Here is a 17,941-nt window from a genome sequence, read left to right as displayed (position 1 = left end):
TCGTTGAGGAGTAAATAATTTAGTTCTAAAGCAATTTCACGAATCGGAAGCCAAGCATGAAGATCGTATGCATCGGTGGGGGGCCCGCAGGTTTGTATTTCGCGCTGCTGATGAAGCAGCTCGACCCAAGTCACGACATCACGGTGGTGGAGCGCAACAAGCCCTACGACACCTTCGGATGGGGCGTGGTGTTCTCCGACGCGACCATGGACAACATGCGGGAATGGGACCCGGTGACCGCCGCCGAGATCGAACAGGCGTTCAACCACTGGGACGACATCGAGCTGCTGTTCAAGGGCCGCACGATCCGCTCGGGCGGGCATGGCTTCGTGGGCATCGGCCGCAAGCATCTGCTCAACATCCTGCAGGCGCGCTGCGAGCAGCTTGGCGTGAAGCTGGTCTTCAACACCGATGCGCAAAGCGACGAGGACTATCCCGATGCGGACCTCATCATCGCGAGCGACGGCGTGAACTCGCGCATCCGCAGCCGGTACGAGAGCGTCTTCAAGCCCGACATTGTCACGCGCCCCAACCGCTACATCTGGCTGGGCACGCACAAGGTCTACGAGGCCTTCACGTTCGACTTCGTGCGCACCGAGCATGGCTGGTTCCAGGCGCACATCTACAAGTTCGACGACCAGACATCGACCTTCATCGTCGAGACCACGGAAGAGACCTGGAAGGCCAGCGGCCTGGAAGGCGCGGATCAGGAACAGTCCATCGCGTTCTGCGAAAAGCTGTTCGCGGGCAACCTGCAGGGCGCAAAGCTCATGACCAACGCGCGCCATCTGCGCGGCTCCGCGTGGATCAACTTCCAGCGCGTGGTCTGCGATCAGTGGTGGCTCCAAAACGCCAAGGGCAGCCATGTGGTGCTGATGGGCGATGCGGTGCACACGGCGCATTTCGCCATCGGCTCGGGCACCAAGCTCGCCATCGAGGACGCGATTGAGCTCACGCGCCAGTTCAAGCGGCTGGGCGACACGCGTGAGCACATTCCCGACGTGCTGGCCGCTTACCAGGAGGCGCGTCGCGTGGAGACGCTGCGCATCCAGAACGCGGCGTGGAACGCGATGGAGTGGTTCGAGGTCTGCGGAAAGCGCTACTGCGATCAGCTGGAACCCGAGCAGTTCATGTACTCCATGCTCACGCGCAGCCAGCGCATCAGCCACGAGAACCTGCGCCTGCGCGATGCGAACTGGCTGGGCGGCTACGAGCAATGGCTGGCGAAGAAAAACGGCGTGACGGCGGAGGTCGGCGGAGTCACTCCGCCGCCGATGTTCTTGCCATGGAAGGTGCGTGATCTCGCGCTCAAGAACCGCATCGTCGTCTCGCCGATGGCGCAGTACTCGGCCGTCGATGGCGTGCCCGGCGACTTCCATCTCGTGCACCTCGGCGCGCGTGCGATGGGCGGCGCGGGGCTGGTGTTCGCCGAGATGGCCTGCGTGAGTCCCGAGGGGCGCATCACGCCCGGCTGTCCGGGTGTCTATTCCGACGCGCAGAAGCAGGGTTGGAAGCGCATCGCCGACTGGATCCATGCGAACAGCGACGCGAAGTTTGCGATGCAGATCGGCCACGCGGGCGCCAAGGCGTCCACGCGCCTCGCTTGGGACGGCACGGACCTGCCGCTGCCTGATGGCAACTGGCCCATCATGTCGGCCTCCGCGCAGCAGTATCTCGATGGCGTGAGCCAGATCTCGAAGGCGATGACGCGCGAGGACATGGACCGCGTGAAGCAGCAATTCGTCGATGGCGCGCGCATGGCCGCCGAGATCGGTGCGGATTGGCTGGAACTGCACTGCGCGCACGGCTACCTGCTGTCGAGCTTCATCTCGCCGCTCACCAATCACCGCACGGATGAATACGGCGGCAGCCTCGAAAACCGGCTGCGCTACCCCGTCGAAATCTTCAAGGCGATCCGCGCCGTGTGGCCCGAAGACCGGCCCATGTCGGTGCGCATTTCGGCGCACGACTGGGTGCCGGGCGGCATCACGCCCGAGGACGCGGTGGAGATCGCCAAGGCCTTCAAGGCGGCGGGTGCGGATCTGATCGACTGCTCGTCGGGCCAGGTCAGCAAGCAGGAAAAGCCCACGTTCGGCCGCATGTTCCAGACGCCGTTCGCCGACCGCATCCGCCAGGAGGCATGCATCGCGACCATGGCCGTCGGTGCGATCAGCGAGGCCGACCACGCCAACAGCATCATCGCCGCAGGCCGCGCCGATCTGTGCGCGGTGGCGCGCCCGCATCTGGCCAATCCCGCATGGACGCTGACCGAGGCCGCGAAGATCGGCTACACGCAGATCGCCTGGCCCAAGCAGTACTACCAGGGCAAGCGTCAGATGGAGGCGAACTTCGAGCGCGAGAAGATGCAGCAGCAGGTGGCAGTCGCTGCGGCCGCAGCCCATGCATCGGCGGGGCTGGCATGACGAGCGGCGCAAGCACTCCCGCCTCCATGGCCGGACAGCATGCCCTTGTAACCGGCGCCGGGCAGGGCATCGGCGAGGCGATCGCGCGGCAGCTGCTCGCGCGCGGAGCCAGGGTCACGGTGCTGGGCCGCCGCAGCGCGCCCCTGCAGACGCTGGTCGAGGCCCATGCGCAGCAATGTCAGGCGGTGCAGGCCGACGTGGCCGATGCCGCTCAGGTGCAGGCCGCGTTCGCGCAGGCCGTCGGCACGTTCGGCGACATCAACATCCTCGTCAACAACGCCGGTCAGGCCGCGAGCGTGCCGTTCATGAAGATGGATCTCGCCACCTGGAGCCACATGCTCGCGGTGAACCTCACCGGCACCATGCTGTGCATCCAGCAGGTGCTTGCGGGCATGACGGCGCGGGGCGCGGGGCGCATCGTGAACGTCGCGAGCACGGCGGGGCTCAAGGGCTACGGCTATGTCTCGGGCTACTGCGCGGCCAAGCATGGCGTGATCGGGCTCACGCGCTCCCTCGCGCTGGAGCTGGCCCACAAGGGCATCACGGTCAACGCCGTCTGCCCCGGCTACACCGAAACCGAGATCGTGCGCGAGAGCATCGAGCGCGTGGTGCAGAAGACCGGCCGCACCGAAGAACAGGCCATGGCCGAGTTCGTCAAGGGCAACCCGCAGGGGCGCCTCGTGCAGCCCGCCGAGGTGGCCGACGCCGTGCTGTGGCTCTGCGGCGCGGGCGCGAGCGCGATCACCGGACAGAGCATCGCGGTCGCCGGCGGCGAAGTGATGTGAGCGCAACCCATCAGCAAGACCTCAGAAAAGCAGAAATCAGAAAGCGAGACACGCAATGAACAGCAGCAGCACCATCGATCCGGCACTGGTTGCAGGCAACCGCAAAGAGTTGGCGGGCTACGTGGCCCAGCACTTTCAATGGCAGGTGGACAAGGGCGTCGGCACCATCACGCTGAACCGACCCGAGCGCAAGAACCCGCTGACGTTCGAGTCGTACGCGGAGCTGCGCGACCTGTTCCAGGAACTCAAATGGGCGACCGATGTGAAGGCCATCGTGCTGGTCGGTGCGGGCGGCAATTTCTGCTCGGGCGGCGATGTGCATGAAATCATCGGCCCGCTGGTGCAGCTCAAGGCGCCCGAGCTGCTGATGTTCACCCGCATGACGGGCGAACTGGTGAAGACCATGCGCGCCTGTCCGCAGCCCATCATCGCGGCCATTGACGGCGTGTGCGCGGGCGCGGGCGCGATCATGGCGATGTCGTCCGACATGCGGCTCGGCACCGCGCGAAGCAAGACTGCCTTTCTGTTCAATCGCGTGGGGTTGGCTGGTTGCGACATGGGCGCCTGCGCCATCCTGCCGCGCATCATCGGGCAGGGGCGCGCGAGCGAGCTGCTCTACACCGGCCGCAGTCTGGGCGGCGAGGAGGGTGAACGCTGGGGCTTCTTCAACCGCCTCTGCGAGCCTGACGCGGTGCTCGCCGAAGCGCAGAAGCTCGCCGCCGATCTTGTCTCCGGTCCGACCTTCGCCAACGGCATCACCAAGACCATGCTGCACCAGGAATGGGCCATGACCCTCGAGCAGGCCATCGAGGCCGAAGCGCAGGCGCAGGCGATCTGTATGCTGACCGAGGATTTCTCGCGCGCCTACCACGCCTTCGTCGCCAAGCAGAAGCCGCAATTCGAGGGGAACTGACATGGCTGATCAAAGCTATCTGAAGTGGCCGTTCTTCGACGCGCGGCACGAGGCGCTTGCGCTCGAGCTCGACGCCTGGGCCCGGCAGCACATCGCGCATGAACACGGCCCCGATGTGGATGCGGAATGCCGCCGGCTCGTAGTGCAGTTGGGCAAGGCGGGCTGGCTCCAGCATGCGATTGCGGGAAGCGCATACGGCGGCGCGGGCGAGCAGATCGACACCCGTGCGATCTGCCTGATCCGTGAGACGCTGGCACGTCACAGCGGCCTCGCCGATTTCGCCTTTGCGATGCAGGGGCTGGGCTCGGGCGCCATTTCGCTGGCGGGCAGTGAAGCGCAGAAGCAGCGCTACCTCTCGCGTGTCGCCAAGGGCGAGGCGATTGCGGCGTTTGCGCTCTCCGAGCCGAATGCCGGATCGGACGTGGCGGCGATGTCGTGTGAGGCGCGGATCGATGGCGATCACTATGTCATCAACGGTGAGAAGACGTGGATTTCCAACGGCGGCATCGCCGATTTCTACGTGGTCTTCGTGCGCACCGGCGAAGCGCCGGGTGCGCGCGGCATCACGGCGCTGATCGTCGATGCGGACACGCCGGGTTTCGAGATCGCCGAGCGCATCGACGTGATCGCGCCGCATCCGCTTGCGCGCCTGAAGTTCAGCGACTGCCGTGTGCCGGTCGCGCAGCGCGTGGGTGCTGCGGGCGAGGGTTTCAAGGTGGCGATGCGCACGCTCGACGTGTTCCGCACCTCCGTCGCCGCCGCTGCGCTGGGCTTCGCCCGGCGTGCGCTTGATGAGGCGCTGCTGCGCGCCACCACCCGCAGCATGTTCGGCGGCGTGCTCGCGGACTTTCAGCTCACGCAGGCCAAGCTCGCGCAGATGGCCACACAGATCGATAGCGCCGCGCTGCTCACCTACCGCGCCGCATGGCAGCGCGATCAGGGACAGAGCGTCACGCGCGAGGCGGCGATGGCCAAGATGGTCGCGACCGAGAACGCGCAGCAGGTGATCGACGCGGCCGTGCAGCTGTGGGGCGGCCTGGGCGTGGTGAGCGAGCAGCCGGTGGAGCGCCTTTACCGCGAGATCCGTGCGCTGCGCATCTACGAAGGCGCCACCGAGGTGCAGCAGCTCATCATCGCGCGCGAGCTGCTCAAGGAAGTTGCCGCACGCGCAGCCTGACCGCGTCAGCCACGTCGTCCATCAAATGTTTGCGAGAGGTTGATTTTCATGTCCTACACCGCTCACGTGGATACCTTCGCGGCCCGGCATCTGCCGCCGCCCGAGCTGCAGCCGGAGTTCGTTTTCGATCTGCCCGAGCTGCAGTTTCCCGAACGGCTGAACTGCGCGAGCGAACTGCTCGACCGCCATGTGCGCGAGGGCCGGGGCGACCGGCTCGCGCTGCAGGCCCCCGGCGTGCGCTGGAGCTATGCGCAACTGCAGGAGCAGGCCAACCGCATCGCCAGCGTGCTGGTGCGCGACATGAGGCTCGTGCCCGGCAATCGCGTGCTGCTCTTCGGCCCCAACAATCCCATGATGGTCGCGAGCTGGTTCGGCGTGGTCAAGGCTGGCGGCATCGTGGTGAGCGCCATGCCGCTGCTGCGCGCCAAGGAGCTTTCGGCCATCGCGGAGATCGCGAAGATCAGCCACGCGTTGTGTGACGAGCGCTTGCGTGAGGAGGTTGAGGCGACCTGCAGGAAAGTGCCAAGCATGCGGAGCGTTCGCTACTTCAATGCGCCGCTGTCGGATGCGCAATCGCTCGAGGCCGCGATGGCGGGCGCATCGCCCGCGTTCGACAATGTCGACACCGCCGTGACCGACACCTGTCTGTTCGGCTTCACCTCGGGCACCACCGGCGTGCCCAAGGCCACCATGCATTTCCATCGCGACGTGATGGCGGTCTGCGCGTGCTGGCCACGACATGTGCTGCGCGCGAATGCGGACGACGTGTTCATCGGCAGTCCGCCGATTGCCTTCACGTTCGGGCTCGGCGGACAGGTGTTGTTTCCGATGTCGGTGGGGGCGTCGATGGCGCTGATCGAGAGGGTGGGCGCGCAGCAGCTGGTGGAAGGCATCGAGCAGTTCGGCGCGACGGTGATGTTCACCGCGCCCACGTCGTACCGCACGATGTCCGCGTTCGCCGACCGTATCCGCCAAAGCACGCTGCGCAAGTGCGTCTCGGCGGGCGAGGCGCTGAACGCCTCGACGCGCGCGATGTGGAAGGACGGCACGGGCATCGAGATCATCGACGGCATCGGTTCCACCGAGATGTTGCACATCTTCATCTCGCACCGCGAAGACGAAGCCCATGCGGGCGCGACCGGCAAGGCCGTTCCGGGCTACCGCGCGCGGGTGGTGGATGACGAGGGCAAAGAGGTCGCGGTCGGCACGGTCGGCAAGCTCGCGGTGCAGGGGCCCACGGGCTGCCGCTATCTCAATGACGAACGCCAGCGCAAGTACGTGGTGGGCGGCTGGAACATGACGGGCGACGCCTACGTGATGGACGCGAACGGCTATTTCGTCTATCAGGCGCGCACCGACGACATGATCATCTCGGCGGGCTACAACATTGCCGCGCCGGAGGTCGAGGACGCGCTGATGGCGCATCCCTCGGTGGCCGAATGTGCGGTGATCGGCGCACCCGATGCGGAGCGCGGCCAGATCGTCAAGGCGTTCGTGGTGCTCAAGGACGGCGGCGCGGGTGACGAGGCCATGGTGCGACAACTGCAGGACTTCGTGAAGCAGACCGTGGCTCCGTACAAGTACCCGCGCGCCATCGAGTTCGTGAAATCGCTGCCGCGCACCGCGACCGGAAAGCTGCAGCGCTTCAAGCTGCACAACGCCTGATGACCAGCGCCGAAACCACCACATCAAGGGATGCGCGGCGTTTTGCGCGGCCGGTGCCGATCCGCTTCGCGCACTGCGATCCGGCGGGGATCATCTTTTTCCCGCAGTACCTCGTGCTGTTCAACGGACTGGTCGAGGACTGGTTCAACGAGGGGCTCGATGTCTCGTATGCCGACATGCTGTGCGGGCAACGCACGGGTCTGCCCATCGTGCATCTGGAGTGCGATTTCCGCGCGATCACGCGCATGGGCGAGACGGTCGAGTTCGGCCTGTCGGTGGCCCGCATGGGATCGAGCTCGATCACGCTGGACATGGACTGCCGCGGCGCAGATGGCGTGCTGCGCGTGTCGGCGCGCAAGGTGCTGGTCTTCACGAGCCTGGACACCCATGAGGCCATCGCCGCGCCCGAGCACATACGCGCCGCGATGGAGCGTTGGATGAATGAAAAGTGAATCGGTTTGAATCGAAAGGATGGATGAAGAGATGACTACAAAAGAAGCACTGCTCCCTTCTGGCTGGCCTCGTCCCAAGGGCTATGCGAATGGCGTCGCCGCGAGCGGCCGCATGGTGTTCATCGCCGGCATGATCGGCTGGGATGGGCAGAGCGTCTTTCACACCGACGACTTTGCGGGGCAGGTGCGGCAGGCGCTGCAGAACGTGGTCGACGTGCTGGCGGCGGGCGGCGGCAAGCCGGAGCACATCGTGCGCATGACCTGGTATGTGAAGAACAAGAAGGAATACCTGGCCGAAGGGCGGGAGGTGGGGCAGGCTTACCGGGACGTGATCGGCTCGTTCGACATTGCGATGACGGCGGTGGAGGTGGCCGATCTCATTGAAGATCGGGCGAAGGTGGAGATTGAGTGCACTGCTGTGGTGCCTGGGTGAGAGGGGGGCCTCTCACGGGCTCTCCCTTTTGAGTTTTTTTGCGCTGTTTTTTGCTTGCTTATTTGCTTGCGTTTGCTGGGTGGTTGGGGGCGGAGGCCGGGACTGCCCCCGGCGGGGCAATCACTTTTTGCTTGCGCGCAAAAAGTAATCAAAAACGCGCTTTGAAGTCCTCCGGCGGAACTCGCTGCGTTCCTTCGTCACTCCGCTCGGACAACCGCCGGAAATCAGTTTGGAAGAGGTGGTTGCGGCACTTTGCTTCGCTCGTGCCGGGGTGTTTGTGGAGTTGGGTTGGGCGCAAATGCCCACTGCTCTTTTGAGTGACGTTGATCCAGCAAGCAAATCAAGAATTGCGCAGCGCTGGCACCCCAGCATCTCGCGAAGTCGCGAGATGCGCGGCACGAGCGCAGCGACGTGCCGAACATTCCTCTTGGCTAAACACTGACTCGCGGCGGTTGCCCGAGCGGAGCGACGCAGTCGCGCAGCGAGTTCTGCCGCGGGTATTCAAAACGCATTTTTGGTGACTTTTTGGGCAAGACCAAAAAGTTACTCCGCCGCTGGGCGGAACTCCCGGCCTCTGCCCCTCGCACCGCAGCAACGGCAAAGCCCAAGCCCAAGGAAAACCCACTTCCGCTTTTAGAAGTCGAGCAAACTGAACCCCACCGAGAACACGTTGCGCTTGAAGTTGTAGTCGATCAGGCTATCGCCATAGCCACTGAACAGCGACGCGTGCAGACGCAGATTGCTCTTGCCGCCAAGCCAGCCCTCGCCGAGGGTGTGCATCCAGTCGATGCGCCCCGAGCCCTTGCCGTGGCCGTTGAGGGAGCCGCGAGCGGTGAGGCCCAGATAGTTGCGCTGATTGACGTTCCAGCCCAGACGCAGTTCGCCGCGGCCGATGTAGTTCTGGATGTGCGGATTGTTGTCGTCGTCGGCGCTTTCGCGGATGCGCTTCCAGAGCTTGGCGTCGACCGTCACGCGGTTGGGCAGCTCGAAGCCGGTCATCACGTAGTAGCGGTTCCAGCTGCGCGAGAGCGGGTCGCCCTGGCCGTTGGATTGGTGCGCAAGGCCCACTCCGGTGTAGCGCCAGCGCCAGCCCATGGGCAGCTCGGCGGTGGTGGGGTAGACGTACATGATCTCGGGTTCGTGGTCCGTGTTGCGGAACGGGCGGGAGATCTTGGAGTTGAACAGCTGCCACGAGGATTGCTGCGTGTAGCCGAGCCAGAGCGAGTCGCGGTACTTGGAGTTGCCGCGGGTGAGCAGGCCCGACGCGAGCTTGGTGCGCACCGAGAACTGCAGGCGCATTTCCTGCTTTTGGTACTGGCGCTCGAAGCTGGCGCTGTTGACCGGGTTGCCCGACGTGGGCTGGCGGTTGATCTCGTCGGCACCCGAGGCCATGACGGAGACCGGGCGGTAGCCGCGGAAGCTGAAGGCGCCGCAGTCGGTGCCTTCCTCGAGTTCCCAGAAGCGCGAGACTTCGGAGAACGATGCGTCCCGGCAGCCGCCGTTGGGCTGGACTGCGGGTTGCGCTTCGGCGGTGAGCTCGGCGGGTGGGCGCAATGTGCCTTGAGCTTGAGCCTGGGCTTGTGCGCCGCTTGCGGGCGCGCTCGATGTCGCGACGGCGTTTTCGGGCGCGGCCGGGCCGATGCTGTCGGCCGCTGGCTGGGCCTTGGCCCATTGGTCGAAGCAGGCAAGACGCGCGGCGCCATCGGACTGCGCGGTGCATTGACGCCAGGCGGATTCGGAGGTGTCGCTGGATTGGGCCTGCGACAGCGCGGGCAGCGAGCCGCACAGCAGGGCTGCAGCGGCGGCGGAGGCACGGAGGATGGTGTGTGACATGCAGGTCATGCGTGAAGGAGGGGTGGGGTGGGCGCGGTGGAGGTGGAGGTCGAGGTCGCTGTGGATGTGGGTGCAGGGGTGAGGGAGGCCAGCCACGCGCCGATGATCATTGTGCGGCGGACTTGCGCATGGTGAACTGGAGGCTGCGGTCGTCGCTGCCCGCCCATTCACCACGGATGAGGCGCGCGCAGCTGCCTTCCGCCACGGTGCCGTACCAGTTGCCGCTGACGCTCTTGCCGTCGCGTGATTCTTCCATGGTGAGCTCGCCCTTGTTCACGTCGCCGACCACGATGGATTTGAACTCCGGCCGCTGGATGCTGCCCTTGACGGTGCCTTCCCATTCGGGATGCCGGCCGAGCTCGATGGTGATCGGGCCGGGCTCGCCGTCCATCTGCACGCTCCAGCGGCCGAGCAGCTCGGGCTGCTCCATCTGCTGCGCGGTCGGGCATGCGGGGCGGGGGCCGTAGGGGCTGGCGCAGGCGGTCAGCAAGGTGGTGGTGATCGCCACGATGGCAAACGTCGTGAAGGAGGCTCTTTGCATGTCGTCCGGTTCAGTCTGATTCGGTGGAGTGTTTCAGGTGTTGGCGTCGGGCGCGATCTGCGCCTTGCGGGCGAATTCTTCGCGCAGCGCACGCAGTTTGGCGCGCGGGTCTTCGCGGGCGGTGGACGCGTCGAGGCCCATCTCCGCGATGAAGCGGCTGGGCTGGGTGGTCACCATGTCGCGGCCCTTCTTGCGGCGCTTGGTCCAGCTCACCGCCAGCGTGCGCTGCGCGCGCGTGATGCCGACGTACATCAGACGGCGCTCCTCCTGCAGGCGCTGCGCGGTCTCGTCGCTGACCTTTTGCTGCTTGCCGTCGTCATCGTCGAGCTTGAACGGCAGCATGCCTTCGGTGACGCCCGCGAGCACCACATGCGGCCACTCGAGTCCCTTGGAGGCGTGCAGCGTGGAGAGCACGACCATGTCCTGCTCCTGTTCGCGCTCGCTGATGGTGGAGAGCAGGGCGATGTTCTTGGTCACTTCGAGCAGGCTCTTGGTCTCGGTCTGCATCGTCGTGCCGGCCGCGTCCTCGATCTTGCCGCCCGCGCGCTGCACCATCCAGTCGCAGAACTCGAGCACGTTGCTCCAGCGCGCGGCGGCCACGGTCTCGCTGTCCTCGCTGTCGTAGAGGTGCTGCTCGTAGCCGATCTCCTTGAGCCAGTCCATCATGAAGGCGCGCGACGCATCCGTGCCCAGGGTGTGGCGGGCGCGGTATTCCAGATCGTTGACGTAGCGGCCGAACTCGAGCAGGCTCTCGTGCGCCTTGCGCGGCAGCATGGCCTCGAGCATGTGGTTGAACAGCGAGCCGAACATGCTGAGCTTGTGCTGCGCCGAGAACTCTCCGAGCTTGCCGAGCGTGGTGTGGCCGATGCCGCGCTTGGGCGTGGTGATGGCGCGCAGGAACGCGGGGTCGTCGTCGCTGTTGATCCACAGGCGGAACCAGGCGCACAGGTCCTTGATCTCCGCGCGGTCGAAGAAGCTCGTGCCGCCCGAGACCTTGTAGGGAATGTTGGCCTTGCGCAGGGCCTTCTCGATGGGCTTGGCCTGGTGGTTGGCGCGGTAGAGCACCGCAAAATCCTTCCAGGCGGGCTGCGGATTGTGGGAGGCGCGCAGGCTCTGGATGCGGGCGACGGTGCGCTCGGCCTCATGCTCCTCGGTGTCACAGTCGACGATCCGCACCGGCTCGCCTTCGCCGAGTTCCGAGAACAGCGTCTTCGGAAACAGTTTGGGATTGGGCTGGATCACGTTGTTGGCCGCGCGCAGGATGGCCGAGGTCGAGCGGTAGTTCTGCTCGAGCTTGATGAGCTTGAGGTTCGGGTAGTCGATGGGCAGCTTTTTCAGGTTGTCCAGCGTCGCTCCGCGCCAGCCGTAGATGGACTGGTCGTCGTCACCCACGGCAGTGAAGTGCGCGCGCTCGCCGACCAGCATCTTGAGCAGCTCGTACTGCGTGGCGTTCGTGTCCTGGTACTCGTCCACCAGCACGTGGCCGAGCAGCCGCTGCCACTTCTCGCGCACTTCCGGGTGGTGCTTGAGCAGGCGCATCGGCATGCCGATGAGGTCGTCGAAATCCACGCTCTGGTAGGCGGTGAGCCGCTCCTCGTAGCGCTGCATGATGAGCGCGATGCTGCGGTCGTTGTCGTCCTGCGCCATGGCGAGGGCCTTGCGGGCGTCCCAGCCATTGTTCTTCCAGCCGCTGATGGTCCATTGCCACTGGCGCGCGGTCGCCACGTCGGTGGTGCCGCCCGCGCAGTCCTTGAGGATGCCCGTCACGTCGTCCTGGTCAAGGATGCTGAACTGCGGCTTCAAGCCGAGCGCATGCCCGTCCTCGCGCACCATGCGCACACCCAGCGCGTGGAAGGTGCAGACCAGCACGTCCTTGGCCTGTCTGCCGATCAGCCCGGTGGCGCGCTCGCGCATTTCGGCGGCGGCCTTGTTCGTGAAAGTGATGGCGGCAATGCGCTTGGGTGCGAGACCGTTCTCGATGAGCTTGCCGATCTTGTGCGTGATCACCCGTGTTTTGCCCGAGCCGGCACCGGCCAGCACGAGGCAGGGACCTTCGGTGTAGTGGACGGCTTGGAGCTGAGCCAGATTGAGTCCAGCGGACATGGTGAGGGCGATGCAAGGGAAATGAGGGAGAAATGCCGCAGACGCGAGGCGAGAGGCCTTGTCTGCGGCTGCGGATTGGAGCGGTGAATCATAGCGATCAGCGCAAGTCCCTGTTGCTCACGAAATCGGTAGTAATTCTCAATAACTAAACCCCGTTTGATGCAAGCGTCTTTACCACGCGGTAAGAAACATTGGGTAACATTCATCGCCGCGCAGATCGTGCAATCGGGCTAGGCACGGAACAAGCCTCGCAAAACGGCATCCAACCAGTCAATTTGCGACTGTAGGCTGTGGAATTTGCCGACGAATGGATGTCTATTCCTTGCTTTATGGGCCTTCTTCTAGCGAAATCATTGGGGTTGCAATGATTTTGATGGCGCATAAATGGTAAACAAACGTCAGCTACACGTAAGACAGTGGCAACGAGGTGTTAGCGGGTATTAATGAAGCTTACATCGTCGATATAATTTTTTCATTGCCACGGTTTACGGGTGGAACAAGAAATGAAACAAAACATTGCAGGGGTAGCTCCAGATCTCCTTGCTCCGGCGTATCTGGATAGATTCGTCGCTCTTTTCGGAGTCGCTGCGCGCAAGTCGCTGATCGAGTGGGAACGTGCGTCCACCGGTGAGGCGCAGCTTGCGCTGCTGGATGCTTCTTCTCGCGGCGAGGTTGTGCCGGCCTCCACGCCGTGCGTGATCTACATCGGTCAGTCTTCGAGCGTCGCCGAGAAGTCGCGGGCCGGACGCTGGGTGTCGCATCTGCCGGCGGAATTCACGGTCTCGGATCTCATTGACGCGCTCGATCGCGCGGCGGTGTTTCTGATGGACTGGACCGCGCGCCAGAAGATGGCTGCGGCCAAGGTGGCCGCCGTCGTGGAAGCCGCGGCTCCTGCGGAACAGGACGGCCCGGACGATCAGTACCAGCTCACGAGCTGGGTGTCGCTTGATGCGCCCTACAACACGGGTGCGTGCGTGCGCGCCATGGCGCTGCTCACGCGCGCGCCCATCAATATTCGCCAGCTCTGCGGACACAGCGGGCTCGATCAGGACACCGCGCGTGCGCTGATCACCAGCCTCAACCGCCGTGGCGTGCTGCGCCACACGGCCCACAAGACGGCTGTGGCGATGTCCAGCAACGCGGCTCAGGAGCAGGTCAATCGTGGCCGCCCTGTGCGCGTGGGGCTGATCCAGCGCCTGACGCGCTGGGTTCGAATCGGAGGTCGAAACTAAGTGGTAATGGATTCTCTTCCCCGAATCGCTCTCGTAGGGGCGATGGGTATCGGCAAGACGACGGCGCTGCGCTCCCTGTGCGGCGACAAGATGGTTTCTTCGGATGTGGTGAACCTGGACCGCGCAAGCAATGCCAAGGAGTTCACCACGGTCGGCACGGAGTTCGGTGAAATCGACCTCGGCGACGGCGAGCGCGTGCAGGTCTGCGGTTGCCCCGGGCAGGAGCGCTTTTCCTTCGTGCGCCAATGGATTCTTTCGGTTTCCATGGGCATCTTCATCATGGTGGACGTCAACGACCCGGCCGCCGTGCAGGAGGCGACGTATCTGCTTCAGGGCGTCGCCGCACTGGAGCAGCAGCCCGTGGTGCTGATTCTCAACGCCCGCCCGGCACCTGCCGCGGCGGTCGACGTGTTTGCCGCCGCGCTCACCAAGGCGGGGCATGGCGTGGTGCCGGTGTTGCAGGCCGACCCGCGCGACCGCAATCAAATGCTCGACGCCATCGGTGTGCTGGCGTCGATGTTGTCTCTGCAAAGTGAGGAATGATGAGCAAAGCGTCCACCGTGGTCCCTCCGCTGGTAGCGGTAACGGGACGGCAGATTCTTGACAGTGTTTTCACCCCCTTCCCGGAAATTCAGATCGCGCTGCTGTCCACGCCTGACGGCTTCGTGATCGCCTCCCATGGCGATCTGCACGACAAGGATGGCTCGCAGATGGCCGCCATGGCGGGCTCCATGATGGCCATGGCGCGTGCCGTGGCCGCTGAGATCGGCCACAGCGGCACGCGTCGCCTGACGTTTGAAACAGACGATGGAACGGCGATCTTTCAGAGCGTTTCCAGCGAGTTTCCTTGCATCCTGTGTCTGGTTGTGAGGAAGGAAGCCGTGCTTGGTCGCGCGCTCTGGGCGGTCGCTGAAGCTAGTTCACAAATGGCTGAGCGTTTGCACGTTTGACATGGATCAGAAAGTATGCAAACGTTACACCACTCGAATCATTTCTGAGTTGAGCGTTTGAATTTGTGATGGTTTGAGTGAGTTTGAGTGTCCCGAGCGCAAGGAGTGAGGGCACGGCCCGGTGCGCATGGATCCCATTTCTGAAGTATCTGTACAAAGAGGTAAAACACATGGCTAGCATTCAAGAATCTCTGTCCCAACTCATGACGATCGACGGCGCACAGTGCGCTGCGGTGGTCGACAGCGGCAGCGGCATGTTGCTGGGCAGCATCGGCTCCGGCGTTGACCTGGAACTGGCTGCTGCGGGCAATACCGAAGTGGTCCGAGCCAAGCTCAAGACCATGAAGTCGCTGAACCTGAACGACCGCATCGACGACATCCTGATCACCCTGGGCAAGGCCTATCACATCATTCGTCCGCTGCAAAAGCACGAAGGTCTCTTCGTCTACCTGGTGCTGGACAAGTCCAAGTCCAATTTGGCGCTGGCCCGCCGCAAGGTGCAGGACGTCGAGCAGGCGCTGGCCGTCTGAACGGACGCCTTGCCAGAGGCGCTTTCCGCCTTTGCCCGCACCCGCGTTGGTTGCACGATGCGGGCAGAGAACGCAGCCATCGCTGTACACATTTCCCGGTTTGAACGCATTGAGCAGAGGACCGGATTTTGGAACCCGCGCCAGACAGCGCGGGTTTTTTCATTTTCCGGCCCGTGGTTCGGCTGCGCGCACGCGAAAGTCCGGCTGCGGCGACAATGCATCGCATCGTGCTGTCTGTCTTTTCCGTCACCTTTCCCTTCTTCGCTCTGGTGCTGTGCGGCTTTCTGGCCACGCGCGGCAAGGTGCTGCCGCTGTCGGCCATCAGCGGGCTCAATACCTTCGTCCTGTACTTCGCGCTGCCGTGCATGCTGTATCGCTTTGGCGCGCAAACACCGATCCGCCAGCTGCTCGACCCGGCCGTCGCGGGCGTCTACCTGCTGTGCGGCCTGATCCTCGTCGCCGCCACCATCGCCCTCACCAAGCGCGGCAACATCGGCTGGAACGACGCTGCCTTCGGCGCCCTGGTCGTGGCCTTCCCGAACACCGGCTTCATGGGCGTGCCGTTGTTAGTCGCGCTGCTAGGCGACCAGAGCGCCGGCCCGGTGATTCTCACCATGGCCATCGACATGATCATCACCACCTCCCTGTGCATAGCGCTGTCGCGCCTCGACGGCGCCGACGCGCAGGGCGCAGCCACGGCCGTCAAGAACGCCCTGCGCGGCATGGCGACCAATCCCATGCCTTGGTCGATTGCCCTGGGCGCGCTGGCCTCGGCGGTCGGCTGGCAACTCCCAGCCCCGGTGGACAAAACCATCGCCATGCTCGCCGGTGCCGCCTCTCCCGTGGCCCTGTTCACGATCGGCGCGGTGCTTGCCCGTTCACAGATGAACGCGCACGAGCAGGTGCCCGCATCGCAATACGTGCCGCTCGCGTTGGCCAAGCTGCTCGTGCATCCGCTGCTGATCTGGCTGGTGTGCCAGGCGGCGATTGCGCTTGGCGTGGCGCTCTCGCCGTTCACGGTGACGGTGCTGGTGTTGCTGGCGGCGTTGCCCAGTGCCAGCAATGTGGCGTTGTTGGTGGAGCGGTTTGGGGCGCACGGGGGGCGGGTGGCGCGGGTCATCCTTGTGTCGACGGTGTTGGCGTTTGTTTCTTTTTCTTTGGCTGTGGCTTTGATGGCCTGATTTTTGGGGTTTTTTGGGCTTTTCTCTTTGTTTGAGGGCGGAGGCCGGGACTGCCCCCGGCGGGGCAATCACTTTTTGCTTGCGCGCAAAAAGTAATCCAAAACGCGCTTTGAAGTCCTCCGGTGGAACTCGCTTTGCGCTGCGCGCTCCGCTCGGACAACCGCCGGAAATCAGTTTGAAGAGGAATGTGCGGCACGTCGCTGCGCTTGTGCCGGGGTGATCGCAGAGTTGGGTTGGGCACTACATGCCCGCTGCTCTTTTGAAGGACGTTGATCCCGCAAGCAAATCAAAAATCGCGCAGCGCTGGCACCCCAGCATCTCGCGAAGTCGCGAGATGCCCGGCACGAGCGCAGCGACGTGCCGCAAATACCTCTTATTGAAGCACTGACTCGCGGCGGTTGTTCGAACGGAGCGACGCAGGAGCGAAGTGAGTTCTGCCGCGGGTATTGAAAAACGCATTTTTGGTAACTTTTTGGGCAAGACCAAAAAGTTACTCCGCCGCCGGGCGGAACTCCCGGCCTCCGCCACCAACGCCCCTGCAGAAGCAAGAAAAGGAGAGGGAGTTCAATACTCCCAGAACATGCGTTGCAGTTCTGACGTACTCACCCCCTTGGTCAACGCCAACATAGTCAAAATACGCGCCTTCTCAGGCCGCATATCATGCGCCACCACCCAGTCGTACTTGTCATCCGGCTGCTCCGCGTTGCGGAGGACAAAGCCGTACGGCACACGCGACGAGCGCACGATCAGCACGCCCTTGCCGCGCGCGTCCTGCAGCGGTTTGACCATGCGGTCGGCCACCGAGCCGTTGCCGGTGCCGGCGTGGACGATCGCCTTGGCGCCCGCGTCGACCAGCGCGTTGACCGTCGTTGGCTGGACGCTGCCGTAGGCATAGACGATGTCGACCTGAGGCAGCTTGTCGATGCTGTCGATGTTGAATTCCGATTGCGTCGTGTGGCGCTTGGCGGGGGCTCGGAACCAGTAGTTCCTGCCTTCGACGACCATGCCGAGCGGACCCCATTGGCTGGTGAATGCGCCGGTCTTGATGTTGATGTCCTTGTTCACGTCGCGCGCGGTCTGGATTTCGTCGTTCATGGTGACGAAGACGCCCTTGCCCTTGGAGTCCTTGGCGCCCGCGACGCTCACGGCGTTGACCAGGTTCAGCGCGCCGTCGGCGGACAGCGCGGTGCCGGGGCGCATGGAGCCGACCACCACGATGGGCTTGTCGGTCTGCACCGTGAGGCTGAGGAAATAGGCGGTCTCGGCCAGCGTATCGGTGCCGTGCGTGATGACGATGCCGTCCACGTCGCCCTGCTTGGCAAGGGCGGACACGCGCTTGGCCAGGGTCAGCAGGTTGTCGTTGGTGAAGCTTTCCGAGGCGATCTGGAAGACCTGCTCGCCCTTGACGTTGGCGACGTTGGCGAGCTCGGGCAGGCCGGCCAGCAGTTTGTCCACAGGCACCTTGGCGGCGGAGTAGGTGGCGCTGTTCATCGCCGATGCGCCGGCACCGGCGATCGTGCCGCCGGTGGCGAGCACCACGACGTTGGGCTTGGCGGCCTTGGCTGCGGCGGCGGTGGCTGCCGAGGATGCCCCGGACGAGGCGTCCTGCGCGAAGCTCGCCGACGGCAGCGTGGCGAGGCTGCCCAGAAGGGAGACAGCAACGGCAACGGCAGCGGCGGAAACGGATTTGCGAAACGATTGGATAACCATGTTTGCTCCAGAA

16 protein-coding genes are annotated in these 17,941 nt (G+C 64.2%); 12 read left to right on the top strand and 4 right to left on the bottom strand.

Annotated elements, in window-relative coordinates:
* Window positions 1–56: 56 nt before the first annotated feature.
* From ISG32_RS25285 to ISG32_RS25255, 7 genes are read left to right on the top strand one after another with little or no spacing between them, the layout of a single operon-like run.
* A complete protein-coding gene (locus ISG32_RS25285) occupies window positions 57–2,423 on the top strand; it encodes a bifunctional salicylyl-CoA 5-hydroxylase/oxidoreductase (RefSeq protein WP_194773784.1) in 2,367 nt (788 codons plus the stop codon).
* Complete coding sequence (locus ISG32_RS25280; RefSeq protein WP_194773783.1) at window positions 2,420–3,208, top strand: SDR family NAD(P)-dependent oxidoreductase; 789 nt, start codon at window positions 2,420–2,422, stop codon at window positions 3,206–3,208. The genes ISG32_RS25285 and ISG32_RS25280 overlap by 4 nt, the downstream gene beginning before the upstream one ends.
* A 55-nt stretch (window positions 3,209–3,263) precedes the next feature.
* Complete coding sequence (locus tag ISG32_RS25275) at window positions 3,264–4,121, top strand: enoyl-CoA hydratase family protein (RefSeq protein WP_194773782.1); 858 nt, start codon at window positions 3,264–3,266, stop codon at window positions 4,119–4,121.
* A 1-nt stretch (window position 4,122) separates the two neighbouring features.
* Complete coding sequence (locus ISG32_RS25270) at window positions 4,123–5,298, top strand: acyl-CoA dehydrogenase family protein (protein WP_194773781.1); 1,176 nt, start codon at window positions 4,123–4,125, stop codon at window positions 5,296–5,298.
* Window positions 5,299–5,346: 48 nt separating this feature from the next.
* Complete coding sequence (locus ISG32_RS25265; protein WP_194773780.1) at window positions 5,347–6,963, top strand: benzoate-CoA ligase family protein; 1,617 nt, start codon at window positions 5,347–5,349, stop codon at window positions 6,961–6,963.
* On the top strand, window positions 6,963–7,415 hold the full coding sequence (locus ISG32_RS25260) for an acyl-CoA thioesterase (RefSeq protein ID WP_194773779.1): 453 nt from the start codon (window positions 6,963–6,965) through the stop codon (window positions 7,413–7,415). The genes ISG32_RS25265 and ISG32_RS25260 overlap by 1 nt, the downstream gene beginning before the upstream one ends.
* 31 nt (window positions 7,416–7,446) lie before the next feature.
* Window positions 7,447–7,848, top strand: a complete 402-nt coding sequence (locus ISG32_RS25255; protein WP_194773778.1) for a RidA family protein — start codon at window positions 7,447–7,449, stop codon at window positions 7,846–7,848.
* Between the two features lie 633 nt (window positions 7,849–8,481).
* Here the strand turns inward: ISG32_RS25255 and ISG32_RS25250 are convergent.
* The 3 genes from ISG32_RS25250 to ISG32_RS25240 all read right to left on the bottom strand — a co-directional run bounded on the left by ISG32_RS25250 (window position 8,482) and on the right by ISG32_RS25240 (window position 12,325).
* A complete protein-coding gene (locus ISG32_RS25250) occupies window positions 8,482–9,681 on the bottom strand; it encodes a phospholipase A (RefSeq protein ID WP_407645094.1) in 1,200 nt (399 codons plus the stop codon).
* A gap of 106 nt (window positions 9,682–9,787) precedes the next feature.
* The gene (locus ISG32_RS25245) at window positions 9,788–10,222 is read right to left on the bottom strand and encodes a hypothetical protein (protein WP_194773776.1); all 435 of its coding nucleotides are present in this window, start codon (window positions 10,220–10,222) and stop codon (window positions 9,788–9,790) included.
* Window positions 10,223–10,255: 33 nt separating this feature from the next.
* The gene (locus ISG32_RS25240) at window positions 10,256–12,325 is read right to left on the bottom strand and encodes an ATP-dependent helicase (protein ID WP_194773775.1); all 2,070 of its coding nucleotides are present in this window, start codon (window positions 12,323–12,325) and stop codon (window positions 10,256–10,258) included.
* Between the two features lie 503 nt (window positions 12,326–12,828).
* On the opposite strand from ISG32_RS25240, the gene ISG32_RS25235 reads away from it, so the two are divergent.
* The 5 genes from ISG32_RS25235 (at window position 12,829) to ISG32_RS25215 (ending at window position 16,218) form a co-directional block, all read left to right on the top strand.
* Window positions 12,829–13,557 (top strand): hypothetical protein, encoded by a 729-nt coding sequence (locus tag ISG32_RS25235; RefSeq protein WP_194773774.1) that lies wholly within the window; start codon window positions 12,829–12,831, stop codon window positions 13,555–13,557.
* A gap of 6 nt (window positions 13,558–13,563) precedes the next feature.
* The gene (locus ISG32_RS25230; protein WP_194773773.1) at window positions 13,564–14,100 is read left to right on the top strand and encodes a GTP-binding protein; all 537 of its coding nucleotides are present in this window, start codon (window positions 13,564–13,566) and stop codon (window positions 14,098–14,100) included.
* Window positions 14,100–14,507: a roadblock/LC7 domain-containing protein gene (locus ISG32_RS25225; RefSeq protein ID WP_228530110.1), complete on the top strand. Its 408-nt coding sequence runs from the start codon at window positions 14,100–14,102 to the stop codon at window positions 14,505–14,507. Before ISG32_RS25230 ends, ISG32_RS25225 begins: the two co-directional genes overlap by 1 nt.
* 170 nt (window positions 14,508–14,677) lie before the next feature.
* Window positions 14,678–15,037 carry a hypothetical protein gene (locus tag ISG32_RS25220; RefSeq protein WP_194773771.1) on the top strand — a complete coding sequence of 120 codons (360 nt, stop codon included), beginning with the start codon at window positions 14,678–14,680 and terminating at the stop codon, window positions 15,035–15,037.
* A 227-nt stretch (window positions 15,038–15,264) separates the two neighbouring features.
* The gene (locus ISG32_RS25215; RefSeq protein ID WP_194773770.1) at window positions 15,265–16,218 is read left to right on the top strand and encodes an AEC family transporter; all 954 of its coding nucleotides are present in this window, start codon (window positions 15,265–15,267) and stop codon (window positions 16,216–16,218) included.
* 564 nt (window positions 16,219–16,782) lie between these two features.
* Here ISG32_RS25215 and ISG32_RS25210 read toward each other — a convergent pair.
* Complete coding sequence (locus ISG32_RS25210) at window positions 16,783–17,928, bottom strand: asparaginase (protein WP_194773769.1); 1,146 nt, start codon at window positions 17,926–17,928, stop codon at window positions 16,783–16,785.
* Between the last annotated feature and the right edge of the window lie 13 nt (window positions 17,929–17,941).

It is taken from the genome of Diaphorobacter caeni (assembly GCF_015354245.1).
Classification (GTDB): domain Bacteria; phylum Pseudomonadota; class Gammaproteobacteria; order Burkholderiales; family Burkholderiaceae_C; genus Diaphorobacter_A; species Diaphorobacter_A caeni.
The sequence above is the reverse complement of the archived record's forward strand: the minus strand, read 5'-3'. Positions and strand labels throughout refer to the sequence as shown.

Excerpts from the sequence above, each read along its gene's own strand:
- ISG32_RS25260 (WP_194773779.1), top strand. The coding sequence starts at position 6,963 with ATGACCAGCGCCGAAACCACCACATCAAGGGATGCGCGGCGTTTTGCG.
- ISG32_RS25210 (WP_194773769.1), bottom strand. The coding sequence starts at position 17,928 with ATGGTTATCCAATCGTTTCGCAAATCCGTTTCCGCCGCTGCCGTTGCC.
- ISG32_RS25270 (WP_194773781.1), top strand. The coding sequence starts at position 4,123 with ATGGCTGATCAAAGCTATCTGAAGTGGCCGTTCTTCGACGCGCGGCAC.
- ISG32_RS25275 (WP_194773782.1), top strand. The coding sequence starts at position 3,264 with ATGAACAGCAGCAGCACCATCGATCCGGCACTGGTTGCAGGCAACCGC.
- ISG32_RS25265 (WP_194773780.1), top strand. The coding sequence starts at position 5,347 with ATGTCCTACACCGCTCACGTGGATACCTTCGCGGCCCGGCATCTGCCG.
- ISG32_RS25235 (WP_194773774.1), top strand. The coding sequence starts at position 12,829 with ATGAAACAAAACATTGCAGGGGTAGCTCCAGATCTCCTTGCTCCGGCG.
- ISG32_RS25220 (WP_194773771.1), top strand. The coding sequence starts at position 14,678 with ATGGCTAGCATTCAAGAATCTCTGTCCCAACTCATGACGATCGACGGC.
- ISG32_RS25230 (WP_194773773.1), top strand. The coding sequence starts at position 13,564 with ATGGATTCTCTTCCCCGAATCGCTCTCGTAGGGGCGATGGGTATCGGC.
- ISG32_RS25250 (WP_407645094.1), bottom strand. The coding sequence starts at position 9,681 with ATGTCACACACCATCCTCCGTGCCTCCGCCGCCGCTGCAGCCCTGCTG.
- ISG32_RS25255 (WP_194773778.1), top strand. The coding sequence starts at position 7,447 with ATGACTACAAAAGAAGCACTGCTCCCTTCTGGCTGGCCTCGTCCCAAG.
- ISG32_RS25245 (WP_194773776.1), bottom strand. The coding sequence starts at position 10,222 with ATGCAAAGAGCCTCCTTCACGACGTTTGCCATCGTGGCGATCACCACC.
- ISG32_RS25240 (WP_194773775.1), bottom strand. The coding sequence starts at position 12,325 with ATGTCCGCTGGACTCAATCTGGCTCAGCTCCAAGCCGTCCACTACACC.
- ISG32_RS25280 (WP_194773783.1), top strand. The coding sequence starts at position 2,420 with ATGACGAGCGGCGCAAGCACTCCCGCCTCCATGGCCGGACAGCATGCC.
- ISG32_RS25225 (WP_228530110.1), top strand. The coding sequence starts at position 14,100 with ATGAGCAAAGCGTCCACCGTGGTCCCTCCGCTGGTAGCGGTAACGGGA.
- ISG32_RS25285 (WP_194773784.1), top strand. The coding sequence starts at position 57 with ATGAAGATCGTATGCATCGGTGGGGGGCCCGCAGGTTTGTATTTCGCG.